This is a genomic window from Acinetobacter sp. GW821-FHT01E09, assembly GCF_059422385.1.
Genome location: NZ_JBWKWU010000001.1, coordinates 1,774,351 through 1,788,148, shown reverse-complemented (window position 1 = coordinate 1,788,148; position 13,798 = coordinate 1,774,351). Strand labels below are relative to the sequence as shown.

The following is a 13,798-nucleotide window of genomic DNA, read 5'->3' as shown; positions in this document are numbered from 1 at the left end:
ATCAGCTGCCTGCTTTCTTTTTTTAACAACATCATGCACATTAATTCAATCATGAACATGCAGGCAGCATATGAGCACGGCAATATTTGGCCTTATTTTAATCGCAGCGGCATTTCACGCTACATGGAATGCTATTGTCAAAGCAGGCTCAAATAAATTTTTAACCACTGTATTGGTGACTGCATCAGCAGCAGTTTTAGCAGCGCTACTGCTGCCCTTTTTCCCGATACCACATCGCGCTAGTTGGCCTTATATTTTGGCCTCAACGGGAATACAGATTCTCTATTTTGGCATGGTTGCCAAAATCTATCGTGTCGCTGACATGGGACTAAGTTATCCACTGATGCGTGGTACTGCACCGCTTATTGTGGCAGTTTTAGGGACATTCTTGCTGCATGAAACATTAGAACTTAATGCTTGGCTTGGGATCATTACCATTTCCATCGGCATTTTATCTATGATCTTCGCGACCTCTCAAACCGGACGAAAAGGGATTGGCTTAGCCTTGCTCAATGCAGTTTTAATTGCTGGCTATACCTTGGTGGATGGTCATGGGATTCGTCTCTCAGGATCACCCATTTCTTATATCTTATGGAGCTTTGTGCTCTCAGGTCTGATCTTTTTTATGTTTGCCTTGAAAATGCAATATCACCAGATGGGTAATTATTTTCGTCATAATTGGCATTTCGGTTTAATTGGCGGGATTGGCTCATTTTTCTCTTATGGACTCGCATTGTGGGCGATGACACTTGCACCAGTTGCTATTGTTGCCGCACTGCGTGAAACCTCGATTTTATTTGCTACGCTAATTTCGATCTTTATTCTTAAAGAGCAAGTTAATGTGATACGTATTGTCTCGTCATGTATTATTTTAATCGGGGCATTGATCCTAAGAGCTGCCTAACCCTAACAGCCGTTTATTCCTAAGTGCCAACTATTCCTAAGAATGGCTGGCGTAGGCATAATCGAAAAAACCAGCCTATTTTAAATAGACTGGTTGATCTTCAATGTTAATTTTAGAAGTAATAACCAAGTGATAAGTAAAATAATTTATTCCACTGATTACTGTCGCCTTGTGCAAGACCATTGGCACTACCGCCTGTCATTGGATCATTACGACTCCAAATATATTCGCCCTGAATCCCTACTGCTTTATAATTAAAATACACCCCAGCAATTAAACGATCTGAATCTTGATAGCCCTTTTGATCTTTAAAGAAACGGCTATAGGACAGATAAGGTTTAATATTTTCTAACTGATAAAAGGGTTGAGCCAAAGTGTAATTAATTTCATTGGCCATAAATTTGCCTTTATTGGCCACTTGGTAGGGATAATCAAATGCTCCGATGGTTGAGCTATTTGGCAAAAGATTATCGGCATTTTTAATGTTCTGTTCACCTGCAAGGAAGAGCCATTGCCATGCTTGATAATTGGTTGTGCTAAATACACTCCACGTACTTCGATGACCATCTTGCTGCGTGCGATTATTTTCCAGATCTGAGTACCAGAATGAACCACCTATCTCAGTTGAAAACTTTTGCGCTGGGTCCAACTCAAATTTTTTAGATAAGCGAGTCACCCACATATTTTTTTCATCGATATCTGTGCCTTGGCTTAAATCATCGGCTTGAACAAAGTTACCACTATAGCGACTTGCGTCTTTGGATGTCCCTGTATAATTACCACCATCTGTTGGGTAAAAACCTAAAATAAAATTGTATTGATCATTTTTAAACTGATACTTGGCACCTAGATTTTGAATATCTTCTAAGCCAACCGTATTTAGCAAGGTTTCATAATAGCTGTTGCCCCACAGTCGACCAAATCCAAAATCAACTGACTGAAAGCCCACGGTAAAGCGTTGTTGGTCTGAAATTTTATACCCAGCCCAAGCATCTTTTAGAAATAATCCGTCACATAAGCGGCTGTATTGGTAACAGCGTAGATCTAATGAGGCAATCCAATTTGGATTTTCATAACTCAATACTGTTTTAATATCTGCAAGCTGCCAATCCTTGTTTTTAGAGCCTTCATTTGCCTCAACGATATAATCTTTGTACATATATCGGGTACGGATTGCGCCTGAAAGTTTAAGTTCACCTGATTCTGTTTTAGGGTTACCTATACTTAAATCTGCTGCAAAACTAGGCATGCTGACCAAAAGCCCCATTGAACCTATAAATAGAAATAACTTCTTCATTGTTGTACATCCTTGTTTAACCTCATATAAAAATGAAGAATTTATGTACAACAAACAATGGGCAAACTATAAAGTCGGAATTTACAGACTGTGTTTAATGCGGATTGATTCAATCACGATAAGGGGGTAAAAAAACTGTGATTTTAGGTTTTATTGAAAAACCAAACTTATGACAACGATTCAAATCAAAGCGTCTTAAAATCAATAAAATCGTTTGAATTTTGATTACATGCAGCTAACTTTGATGTACTTTTATAAACAGAAATCTGCCAGACATGAATGTCATCATAGCTTAATAGAATACCTGCTGGAGTCTTTGCGAATTTTCCTAATGAATATAAAATAATTAGAGAAAAATCTTCTCTAAAAAAACCTAACTATAAGTATTTTTTAATTCTATTTGGCACTTTGCTTAAAAGACCTAATTTTTTCATCTCTGCATAATATATAGCGTAATTTTTCCTAGCGAGAGCTTCATTTTTTTGTGCGACATATATATCGGCAATATTTAAGTAAGCTATTGCTCTACTTGGATCTAGCTTTATAACATGGTTTAAAATGCTTAAAGATTCATTGTAATAACCTAATTTATATAAATAAAATGCAGAATCATTAAGCTCTTGAATATCATTTTTGCTATATACAGGCAATTGGCAATTTATACTTTTAATTATTTCATCTATTTCTAATCTTTCAGACTTTTTCAATTTCTTTAAATTTTGGCTTGTTGAATAATTCATATAAACAACTGCGCCTCTTCCCCCACCGACATCAGCCTCCCAAATAGGTAGATCTTTTTGCTTATCCCACTTTCCAGCACACATACCGCTTAACATTGTTGGAATAGCATCCACAATCACTTTATTTTTATTATTGATAATTAAACAGTAACGTTGATCTTGATCTGAAATCGGTAACGTCAAAAAGTTATAATTTTTAGTGATGTATGAATATTCAGGAAAGGCATCTTTCGATGAAAGACTAAAATTTGCATCACTTAAATTTAGCGGACTGCAATTTTTATAGCTTAAAAAATCAGGAGTTGCATGTACTGTAAAAATTGTACTGCTTAACAATATAAAGAGCGTTTTCTTTAGCATTATCGTTGTCCTAATGTTTATATCTTTATTATATATACAGGTTCATTCATTGGCTCATAGAATTTGTTACTTTATAAAGTAATTTAGAGGCTACATGCTGTTTTTAAATATTTATTGGATTTTATTCAACATATCCATAGCAGGCTGAAATCCATAGTTTTTAGCATATTCTAGATATTCTTTTGACTTATTTAAATCACGATTAACTCCCAACCCATTTAGATACATATAACCTAAATTTGAGGCTGCTACAACTTTTACGTCTTGATCTGAATGACTATATAGTGAATTAAAAATAGTTAATGCTAATTTATAATTTTTAGAACAATTATTACCTAACAAATATTCAGAACCAACGCTTAAACCAGCAGATAAATAACCTTTATCAAAGGATAATTTATATAAATCACAAATCTCAGGATTAGCAACTCCATCTGATTTATATTGTAATACTCTAGCCTTCAATGCATACCCTACAGCAACATTATTTTCTATTAATTTATTCGAAAAATCAATAACCTTATCCAAATCACGATAACCTTCAAGATTGGGCATTTCTCCCAAGTACAAAACAGCTAAATCAGCATAAGAAAACCAATACTTTTTATCAATTGCAATATTATTATATTTAACAAACCCCTCAACATTACCTTTTTGGAGTTCAATCAAAGCTATCTCTGAAAAAGAAGCAGGAATATATTCTTTCGATTGATTCAATAATAATAATGTTTGATGTAAATTTTTATCTACACCAATCCCTCTGCTATATCTTGCACCTAAACTATGTATTGCCAGAGGATTTCCTAGATTAGCTGCTTCTTTTATTAATATAGTTGCAGAATTAATATTACCTTCTGCTTCATATTTTTTAGCTAACCAGAATTTTGCTTGAGGATTCTGATGCTCTGCAGCATATTCGATATATTTTAATCCCTTTGCCTCATTTTTATCATAAAACTCTCTATAATATTTTAAATTTCCTAAGATATAGGCATCAGCAGGCCTTTTATCATTCTGTTCTAAGCACTTTTTACTATTATCATTAAAATTTTCAAAGTCTATTTGACAATTTGGTATCAATTTTTGATTGACTTCATTTCTTAGACTTATTGGGATCAGTCCACATTTGATCGTGCCATACTCATTTGCAATTTCACATGGAATTGAAATTATATTTGGATTTTTCTCTTCGGCAATGCTCACTTTTGAGTTTACACAACCACTCAACCATCCTATCAAATATAAAATCAAAAATTTATTCATTTTCTTGCCTTGTTATTTTTCGAAATTGGTAATTCTTTTATTGATTAATTTTTTGTTCTCATAACTCAACTTATTATAACCTTCTGTTTTTATGAATTTTTTTAATTTTTTCAATAAAATTTTCTTATCATTCTCATTAATATACTCATACAATATTGCTTCTGCCTCAGCATCATATATAAAAGCATCTCCTCCCAATATAATTATTGAATAATAGAAATCTACTCTATCACTTTCTTTTTTTTCTTTAATCATATGTATTTCTTTATAGAACATACTGATCCAGATTCTATCTGGAGCCTTTTGAAGTAATAGTACTTTAACGCTTCCCCATTGGGCACTACCGCCAATTGCTTTAATTTCAGACAAAACAAAACCTATGTAGCCTAAAATATAGATAACTAAAAATAGAAAAACACTTAAAAATATATAAAAAATACGATGATTCATTTTATCTCTTCGTTCAAATAAATAAAATTTATATACTTATTTTTATTTCCTAAAATATAACCAATTAAACCTATTGTTATCCTTTTTAAAAATTTACCGCGAATTTGTCTGAATAATATATTTACTCTCCATCCCAATCTACTTTCTAAGTATTCGACCCTGTTTCAATTACTTTTAGCGTTGTTAAATTTAACCAATCTATATTTATGGGTTGGGCTAGACCTGCTCTAAAATTCCAAAGAGTTATACCAGATCAGTCGTTAATTTCATTTGAAAGTTATCAATTATATAAACTATTAACTACAGCTCCCCCTTAAACAGCTGATTTAAAAAGTGATCCACACTTAAAAAATTAAAATCAATAGATTAATTGCAGGAATCAACACCAGAAATTAGATACATAAACGCAACGCCATTTACAGAAAAATCTCCTGGAGTCAACACTGAGCCTTGATAATCAATTACAGGACCTGAATTAGCAGTTACAATATTAATACGATTATTCCTACCTAAACAATATGTATCAACCCCTTTACCCTGTCCTTTGAGTACCCATCCATCTTGTTTTAATATCTTTATTATTTCATAAAGTTTTTTTGAATCCTTAGAAACTTCTACATTAGAAATCTGTGTTTGCGATTTATTTATTGCATTTCTTATTTTAACATCAGAACCCAATATTTTGATCATTTTATCATCAAAAGCATACTTATCTGAATTATCTGGCCTCAGACCTGCTGTACATGCGATCAAGTTAACCGTTGAAATAATACAGAACAGTGTTTTTATATTTTCACCTATTTTCAAAATATTACACCTCATGTTTGAATTCAATTTTTCTTAAACACAAGAAAACTACTATCTTAATTTTCATTCACGCCAAATAATTTTAAATAAAAACTCCATATAAATTACTCACAACCTTTTACACCATCATCATTATATACATAATAAATCAACCAATCATTAAAATCACCAAAGACAACTCTACTTCCACTTCTATCAAAATATTCATTCTTTTCTGGATATAAAATTCCTAATTTATTATAAATACCATGACAATATATATATAATCCATTATAAACATCCTTTCTTACCCATCCTTCTTTTATTAACTTTTCTTCAACACCAAAAAATTCAACTTTACTCATATTATCTTTGGATATCAAAATATTAGACATTTCAGCATTAGGCTTCACTATCCCAGGCTCATACTCATATTTATACCCTTTAAAAACAATTTTTAAAAAATTTTGAATATCAACTCTTTTTTCATTTGGATTATTATTTACACAAGACACCAAGAAAAAGGATAATCCTAGTATAGAAAAGAATATTTTATGCATTTTTAATCTATAAGTTTTATCCAAAGTTGATTTTAGTTTTGTCAATAAAAAACCATTCAAAATTCAGCATCCTTACAATATGACGTTCCTTCTTTTATATACTTTATACTTATCCCCCACTTATCAAGAGAACTAGATTTTATGTATAATTTTTGACCAAATTTATCATAATATTCCATTTTTTCTGGATAAATGATTGTCATTTGATTATACCGATCATAACAAAACACATACTGATCCTCAGATGTATAAACCAACTTCCAATTTTTCTCTATTTTACTTTTTATCATTTCAAAATCAGATAAGGATAAATCAGACTTAGGAATAAAAACATTATAGTAGTTTGCAAAACCTCGTTGCATACCTACCTTTAAATCATAATTATAGCCATCAAATAAATAAGAAATCTCTTTTTCAACATTAATTTCATTGCTTTTAGAACTATCTATATCATTACATGCTTGTAAAAATAGATTCAAAATTATTAAAAAAATAATTTTATACAATATGTTTTATCCCTTAGATTAACTAAAATTTTAAAATAAATAAAAATCAATATCTTAATAAAATTAAAAGCAATAAATTATAGTTCCGCAAGAAATCTATTGGTTTAAAATTTTACATCCTTACAATATGACGTTCCTTCTTTCTTATAAATAACACCTATATTCCATTGATCCAACAAGCTAGATTTCATATATAATTTTTGCCCAAACTTATCATAATAGTCCATTTTTTCTGGATAAATAATTGTCATTTGATTATACCGATCATAACAAAACACATACTGATCCTCAGATGTATAAACCAACTTCCAATTTTTCTCTATTTTACTTTTTATCATTTCAAAATCAGACAAGGATAAATCAGACTTAGGAATAAATACATTATAGTAGTTCGCAAAACCTCGTTGCATACCTACCTTTAAATCATAATTATGACCTTCAAACAAGTAAGAAACTTCTTTCTCAACTTCAATTTCATTGTTTTCAGAACTATCTTTATGTATGCCATTACAAGCTTGCAAAAACAAGATCAAAGTCCTTAAATAAATAAACCTCTTGATAGCACATCATCCTTAATAATTTATGTAAAAACGCAGCACTACATATTGCTAATATTTTATGGCTTATTATAATATCCCATACAATAATCAACACCATAAGCATTAAAATATAATTCTAGAGCCCAATTATTTTTATCATCATATTTAAATATATTACCTTTGGAATCATAATGATTATTTTTACTTGGAAATAGAATTGATAAAATCTGATATTCATTTAAACAATATTTAAACAATCCATCATTTTGATCAACCAATTTCCATCCATTTCTATTTAATTTTTTTGAACTTGTTGAAATTCATAAAAATCCATCTTTTTCTTACTTATATCAATAGCCATATATTGCGCGAAATCTTTATCAATAAGGTTAAATGATTTTGGCTCATATTGAACAAAATAAGTATTTATAACCTTATTAAAATCCTCTTTATAAACGATATCAGTTGGCACATTACTTTTTTTAATTATGCAACTTGAAATAAACAAAGTGCACAACATTATTATTGCAATCAGTTTTTTCATTACACCTCTAGTTTTATTTAAGACCTTCAACTTACAAGCTGTATCATAGCTTATAGACTAATTAATTAGAATGACTATTTTTAAAAAATTTATCTTTCTTGCCAGGAAACAAATAATCAATTAAAAGAAAAATTACTAAAACTATTACTCTTATTGCTTGTGCTATTAAAAAAATATTAGGTCATTAAAAGGCATTAGATAATCATCATTAAAATAATTATAATTGACCGCTAAAAAAATAAATAGGGATGACTCTCTGCTTTCAGATTAGATATAAAAATACTAATTATAAGCTCTGCGATTAGTGTAATCATAAATTATTTTTTAAAATATTTTTTACAATTAGTAGTTCCATATACATTATAGCCATAGAACACAACCCATTTATCCAAATTTCCATCTCCCACACTCATACTATTACCATCTTCATTACGATAATTTACTCGGGTTGGATAAACTATACTTATTGCATTTTTTCTATCGTAACAGTACATATATTGATCATCAAATAATGCTGGTATTTTTTTCCAACCTTTATTAATTATTTTTTTTTCGACTACATTTTCAAATTCTTCTTTACTCATTTTATCTTTTAAAATGTATACATTACTTCCATCAGATGTTTCTTTTGAATTGTGCATTTCATATCGATAGTCATATGATGAAAATAATTCTTTAGATAATTCTTCATAATTAACACGATCATGTTTATCATTTTTAATTGCACAACTACTAATGAATATTAAAACAAAAACAAAAACTAGGCATTTAAACATATTAATCTTTCCAACCAATTTTTTTAGTTACTTTGTCAACAACTTCTTCTAATGGTATAGAATTACTCCTATTTAAGTCTACTCCTTTTCCATTTGTAATCATAATTTCTCCCCCTATAGGTTCTCTAATGAATTTCTTTAAATTAGGCTTCCCGTATAATGGAGCTAAGTTTTCAAGGTTTCCTGATGAGGTTGTAGCTGCCACAGCCACTGGCACCCGAGGAAGGGTCGCACTTAATGTTACTGCTTCACCTCCTAAAAATTGATTAGTACCACCTGCTCTATCATCTGCATTTGCTATGTTAAAAATATGACCAAAACTTATACTTGTATTAAATGGTAAAAGTGAATTTGTAGCTAATTCTGCTGAATTTTTTAGAACACTTACCGCCCTTTCACCAACCCCCATAGTTAAATCTTTGCCACCTTGCATAGATACATTTATCGGTGAAATAAAAATATCATTGTTATGTGTATTTAAACTTACACCAAAAGAAAATGGCCCTTTTCCTACACTTCCAGTAATATAATCTAGTGTAAAACATCTACTACAACCTTCAAAATTACCATTTCTTTTTTTATAATCATTGATAGCAGAATTAGCTCCCATCATGCCCGAGAACTCTTTCTTTTGAACTTTTTGATCCAAGTTAACCCCATTTGGATTATAAATTTCTTGTTGACCAATCCAGTAATCACTTACTTTTGTAACGCCCCATTTACTCTTAGCTAACTGAGTTTCATTTGCTTTATTCTTTAGAACAGAAGCATTATTCGCTGCCATCTTTTCCTTTTCACTCTTTGCCATCAACCCCATCGGATCCACCCACTGATTTGGATCACTAACATACTTAGTGCTATGTAAACCCCCAAATAATCCTATCGGATCTTTACTTACATACCTTGCACTATACGGTTCGTAATAACGATAACGATTATAGTGTAGCCCTGTTTCTTTATCGTAATATTGACCCTGAAAACGGATATTACTTTGTTCCAATGGATTGTCTTGGTTTGTTGTATTAATTTCTAAAGCAGTGCCCCATGTATCCTGTTTGATTTCCCAAACACACTCCCCTAACTCATTACTTAAAGTTTGTGGTGTACCGACTTGGTCACAGTGATAAAAGGAAACGCGCTCTAATTCAGCTTTGTTCTTTCTGGTTTCAGTTTTCCATACAGGATCTTTATAAATCGAATAGGGTACGTTTTGGAATTGGCGATAGTCAGGTGTTTCTATCAGCTGAATAAAGCCAGCATAACCTGTCTGTAATAATGGTACAAAGCTATTCGGTTCATAAACATAGTGTTTGGTGTAGTCTTGCTGTTTTGATTGAGTTTGGTTTGCTTGATATGACTCCCATATCATTAGATCACCATCCCAACCAAATAAGGTTAGGCTGTGGTCTTGATGATTATTCTTAAATAATCGGCGACCAAAAACATCATAACCATAGTCTGTGATTTGACCATTGCTGTCACTTTGAATCAGACGATTTAAGTTATCCCAAGTGAGTTTTAAGGTCTGACCTGCTTGAGTGGTTTCAATCACATTGCCCTGTGCATCATATTTATAATGTTTGCCTTGATACTGGCTAATCAAGTTATTTTTCACTTGCGCAGCTTGTGTGGCAATCGGATCAATTAAGTTCCCCGCAGGATCAAAACTAAAGCTTCCAGTCTTATATGGGTTTTGCGCTTTAATTAAACGCCCGATTAGATCATATTGGTAATTTAACTTTCCTAGACGACTATCATCGACTTGAGTCAGCAAATAGTTGTTATCATAGTGATAATGACGTTCTGCTTGAAATTGTACCCTGTCCGCTGTTTCTTGTTCTGGGCGAATGATTTGTGAGCTGAGTAAGCCCACATCATTATAATTCTTAGTTTGCACTAAACCATTGGCCAGCAATCGTATGGTTTCACGATGTAAATCATCGCGTTGGAATGCCACCATATCTTGTTGGTTAAAAGCAATACCATAAATATGCCCTGATCCATAACTTAGATTGGCTTGTACTTGTCCATCTGGTCGAATGGTTTGAGTCAAATTCCCCAATTCATCGTACTCATAACGTAATACTGCTGTGAGTGGGGTTAGATTTGCTACTTTATAGTGTTGATGCTCACGTACCAATTGTCCGAGTTGATTGCGATAAAAATCAATTTGGCTTTCTGTATTGGTCGCTTTACTGAGTTGATTATTTAAGTTGTATTCAAATTCTTCAACTTGACGATGTCGAGTTTGCAAATGGGTATAGGTTTTTGACGCGATCGAACCATCCGTATGATAGCCGAATTGAGTCAGAATATTTGGTTGGCGGATTTGAAATAAAAATCCATTGTCATGATATGTAAAATGCTTTTCTTCACCATCAAAGGCTTGTTCACGCACCAATTGCCCAAAACGATTATAGTCAAATAAATATTCGGCATGGTTTTGATTGCTTAGTTTTTGAATTCGACCTTGTTTATCCCACTGGTAACCGATTTGGTTTCTATTGGCATCGACCCGTTGCGCTAATAGCCCGACTTGATTGTATTTATATTGGGTGATTAAGCCTTTACTATCAGTATGCTTAAGTAAACGCCCTTCTTCATCATGTTCAAATTGTTCTTTTAATCCATCAGGATAAATGATTGCTTGTAACTGTCCTCGGTCTTTACCTTGAGTACTGTAGAGATACTGAACCTGTTGTGCATCCGCAGAGGCTTGTGCCGTCAGTGTACCGTCTTCATCATATTCCCAAGCACTACTTTTCCCTGAACAATCGGTATACGACACCATCTGTCCAAGATCATTATATTGAATTTTCTTTGAGCCACCTTTGGCATCAATCACTTCAACCAATTGGTTGTCATTATTATATTTATACTGGGTGATATGTCCTAAAGGATTAATGTCTTTGCTGACATTGCCATCAGCATCATATTGTTTTTTCCAGATATTGCCTTCTGGGTCCTTAGTTTCAGTCAGATTACCATTTTCATCATAGGCAAACAGGATAATGCCACCATTTGGCTGTACAATTTTCACCAATTGATCTTGAACGTTATAGACTTGCTCTGTTTCTAAGCCTGCAAAATCAATTTGACGCGTAATCCGTTTTTGACTATCTCGAGATATCCACTTTTCACGACCATCGGCTAAACGAGTACGATAGGTAAAACCGTCTAAATCAAAATAATAATAGGTTGGAACTTCATAAGCATCATAGACGGCCACTTGACGCAAACGTGGATGCCATTCTAAACGGGTTTTAAAACTACCATCATCTGCCCATTCCTCAATCGCCTTAGCTTTGGGTGCGGTAGAGTCATATCGAATATTTTGCCCACGCCCAGTACGGTCTGTATAACGGGTCAATTGATGGGCATGGTTATATTCATAACTGCGTGTATGTCCATTTTGATCAATGGCTTTGATCAGATTGCCTTGTTGATCATATTCATAACGTGCCAATGCTTCCACTTGATCATCGACAAATGCGGCAATGACTTTGGCTTGTTCATTAAAAGCAAATTTGACTAAGTGTTTAGCACGCTTCAATTGAAAATCAATCGCCTGTAAATAGGCAAATTGTTCAAACAGTAAATAGGTCAGAACCACCTTTTCATCAGTCCGATCATTAAATTGTTGAACGAGGTGATAATGTTTTCCAGCATTAAAACTATGAAAATGGAAATTCCAGTCTGAACCAAAATTCAGCAATAAATCTCCATCGTCATGTGGCGCGACACTAAAGCCTTCAAAGGGTACGTAATATTTTTCATAAACGATCGAAGCAGGCAGTTGATGTTTGCGTCCATTGCTGTCGATAAATAAATACCCATTTTGATTTTGTATGATCACATTGGAAAATGGCATCATCCAACGTGCGCCGATCATACTGTGGTCAAACTCATTCATTTGAGAGTTATATTGACGACTAAAGGCAAAACCAACTTTAGGTAAATAAAAATCTGAATGATTAACCCGCTCAGCACCAATCGCATAACTGATACTATGTTTGGTTGCTGAGTCACTCGGCATTGAATCAGCTAGTTTGGTAGCACAAATCGGATCATTTAAAGCATCAGGTTGTAAGGTGACAAACTCTAAAATATCACCATTGATATGCTGCTCATGTTCGCCTGTTTGGTTTAACGGCACACTGGCTGTGGCTTTTTTACCTTGAGTTTGGATGGCTTTTAGGGTTTCTTGAATCAACCAAGCAAGGCTATATTGAGTTCCTGCATTGCTTTGTTGTTGAATCACTGTAGCAAGTTGTGGTGTCGCCTTAAGCACTTCTTCTGTTAATCGTGTTGCGATATTCGGGGTCATCTTTGCGGTCATATCAGCTTGTGCAGGTGTACCCAACAAATCAATCAATGGCTGTGCCCAGTTGCTAAACTGCTTGCTGGGATCACGTTTTTCAGCTGTGGCTCCCGCTGCAGCAACGCTGGGTAATCCAGCTACAGCACTGCTGCTAAAGGCTTGGAAAATTGAAGTCCCTAATGTCGTAGCACTCGACAATAAACCTGATAATTTACTTTGTGTTTCTTGTAGGAATTTTTCTAAATCGCCGGCCATCTGCGCATTTAAGTGTAGCTGCATACGTCGTAAATCAGCTTCTTTGATTTTGCCATTGGCTGGGTATAAACATTCTGCCATTAAACCCAGCATTGGACGTAAAGCCATACGCACATGTGCTTCTGTATCCGGTTGTAAAAATAAACCGATTAAGTTCATGCTTAACAATGCCGATTGTTGTACGCCTGCCTCAGCTTGTTTGGGTTCAGTGGCAAATAAAATAAGGTCTAAAACACTGCCGGATAATGCAAAGATATTGGCGACTGTCGCTACATTGGCGCTTGCTTTGATCTGTTCTAGGCTGGTATTTCCACAAGCCTGTAAATAGTTTTGGATTTGATGCGCGATAAACTTATGGTCTTCTGTATGCGTCAGGCTGGCCAAATTAAATACTGCCAACTCTACCGCTGGCTTGGTCTCTTTAGCGGTTGGTTGTTGCTGTGTATTTGACCCTGCGGTCTGATTTTTACTGTCTATAAATGCCATAAGCTTAACCT

13 protein-coding genes are annotated in these 13,798 nt (G+C 33.5%); 1 reads left to right on the top strand and 12 read right to left on the bottom strand.

The window, feature by feature from the left end; translation table 11 throughout:
* Positions 1-70: 70 nt before the first annotated feature.
* Entirely contained in the window at positions 71-904 is an 834-nt protein-coding gene (locus tag AC07U8_RS08125; protein ID WP_096733824.1) for a DMT family transporter, read from the top strand.
* Positions 905-1,016: 112 nt separating this feature from the next.
* Here the strand turns inward: AC07U8_RS08125 and AC07U8_RS08120 are convergent, their stop codons facing one another.
* From AC07U8_RS08120 to AC07U8_RS08065, 12 genes are all read right to left on the bottom strand, one after another.
* Positions 1,017-2,201 carry a hypothetical protein gene (locus AC07U8_RS08120; RefSeq protein WP_494737672.1) on the bottom strand — a complete coding sequence of 395 codons (1,185 nt, stop codon included), beginning with the start codon at positions 2,199-2,201 and terminating at the stop codon, positions 1,017-1,019.
* Positions 2,202-2,578: 377 nt separating this feature from the next.
* Positions 2,579-3,301: a tetratricopeptide repeat protein gene (locus AC07U8_RS08115; protein WP_494737671.1), complete on the bottom strand. Its 723-nt coding sequence runs from the start codon at positions 3,299-3,301 to the stop codon at positions 2,579-2,581.
* A 111-nt stretch (positions 3,302-3,412) separates the two neighbouring features.
* Positions 3,413-4,564: a tetratricopeptide repeat protein gene (locus tag AC07U8_RS08110; RefSeq protein ID WP_494737670.1), complete on the bottom strand. Its 1,152-nt coding sequence runs from the start codon at positions 4,562-4,564 to the stop codon at positions 3,413-3,415.
* Positions 4,565-4,576: 12 nt separating this feature from the next.
* Positions 4,577-5,014: a hypothetical protein gene (locus tag AC07U8_RS08105; RefSeq protein WP_494737669.1), complete on the bottom strand. Its 438-nt coding sequence runs from the start codon at positions 5,012-5,014 to the stop codon at positions 4,577-4,579.
* 366 nt (positions 5,015-5,380) lie between these two features.
* Positions 5,381-5,821 (bottom strand): hypothetical protein, encoded by a 441-nt coding sequence (locus AC07U8_RS08100; protein WP_494737668.1) that lies wholly within the window; start codon positions 5,819-5,821, stop codon positions 5,381-5,383.
* Between the two features lie 104 nt (positions 5,822-5,925).
* Positions 5,926-6,420, bottom strand: a complete 495-nt coding sequence (locus AC07U8_RS08095) for a hypothetical protein (RefSeq protein ID WP_494737667.1) — start codon at positions 6,418-6,420, stop codon at positions 5,926-5,928.
* Positions 6,417-6,866 carry a hypothetical protein gene (locus tag AC07U8_RS08090; RefSeq protein ID WP_494737666.1) on the bottom strand — a complete coding sequence of 150 codons (450 nt, stop codon included), beginning with the start codon at positions 6,864-6,866 and terminating at the stop codon, positions 6,417-6,419. Before AC07U8_RS08090 ends, AC07U8_RS08095 begins: the two co-directional genes overlap by 4 nt.
* Before the next feature lie 104 nt (positions 6,867-6,970).
* The gene (locus AC07U8_RS08085; protein ID WP_494737665.1) at positions 6,971-7,393 is read right to left on the bottom strand and encodes a hypothetical protein; all 423 of its coding nucleotides are present in this window, start codon (positions 7,391-7,393) and stop codon (positions 6,971-6,973) included.
* A gap of 89 nt (positions 7,394-7,482) precedes the next feature.
* Positions 7,483-7,683, bottom strand: a complete 201-nt coding sequence (locus AC07U8_RS08080; protein ID WP_494737664.1) for a hypothetical protein — start codon at positions 7,681-7,683, stop codon at positions 7,483-7,485.
* Positions 7,684-7,700: 17 nt separating this feature from the next.
* On the bottom strand, positions 7,701-7,949 hold the full coding sequence (locus tag AC07U8_RS08075; protein WP_494737663.1) for a hypothetical protein: 249 nt from the start codon (positions 7,947-7,949) through the stop codon (positions 7,701-7,703).
* Between the two features lie 317 nt (positions 7,950-8,266).
* The gene (locus tag AC07U8_RS08070; protein WP_494737662.1) at positions 8,267-8,725 is read right to left on the bottom strand and encodes a hypothetical protein; all 459 of its coding nucleotides are present in this window, start codon (positions 8,723-8,725) and stop codon (positions 8,267-8,269) included.
* Position 8,726: 1 nt separating this feature from the next.
* A complete protein-coding gene (locus AC07U8_RS08065) occupies positions 8,727-13,787 on the bottom strand; it encodes an RHS repeat-associated core domain-containing protein (protein WP_494737661.1) in 5,061 nt (1,686 codons plus the stop codon).
* Positions 13,788-13,798 lie beyond the last annotated feature (11 nt).

Excerpts from the sequence above, each read along its gene's own strand:
- AC07U8_RS08125 (WP_096733824.1), top strand. The coding sequence starts at position 71 with ATGAGCACGGCAATATTTGGCCTTATTTTAATCGCAGCGGCATTTCAC.
- AC07U8_RS08120 (WP_494737672.1), bottom strand. The coding sequence starts at position 2,201 with ATGAAGAAGTTATTTCTATTTATAGGTTCAATGGGGCTTTTGGTCAGC.
- AC07U8_RS08115 (WP_494737671.1), bottom strand. The coding sequence starts at position 3,301 with ATGCTAAAGAAAACGCTCTTTATATTGTTAAGCAGTACAATTTTTACA.
- AC07U8_RS08110 (WP_494737670.1), bottom strand. The coding sequence starts at position 4,564 with ATGAATAAATTTTTGATTTTATATTTGATAGGATGGTTGAGTGGTTGT.
- AC07U8_RS08105 (WP_494737669.1), bottom strand. The coding sequence starts at position 5,014 with ATGAATCATCGTATTTTTTATATATTTTTAAGTGTTTTTCTATTTTTA.
- AC07U8_RS08075 (WP_494737663.1), bottom strand. The coding sequence starts at position 7,949 with ATGAAAAAACTGATTGCAATAATAATGTTGTGCACTTTGTTTATTTCA.
- AC07U8_RS08070 (WP_494737662.1), bottom strand. The coding sequence starts at position 8,725 with ATGTTTAAATGCCTAGTTTTTGTTTTTGTTTTAATATTCATTAGTAGT.
- AC07U8_RS08065 (WP_494737661.1), bottom strand. The coding sequence starts at position 13,787 with ATGGCATTTATAGACAGTAAAAATCAGACCGCAGGGTCAAATACACAG.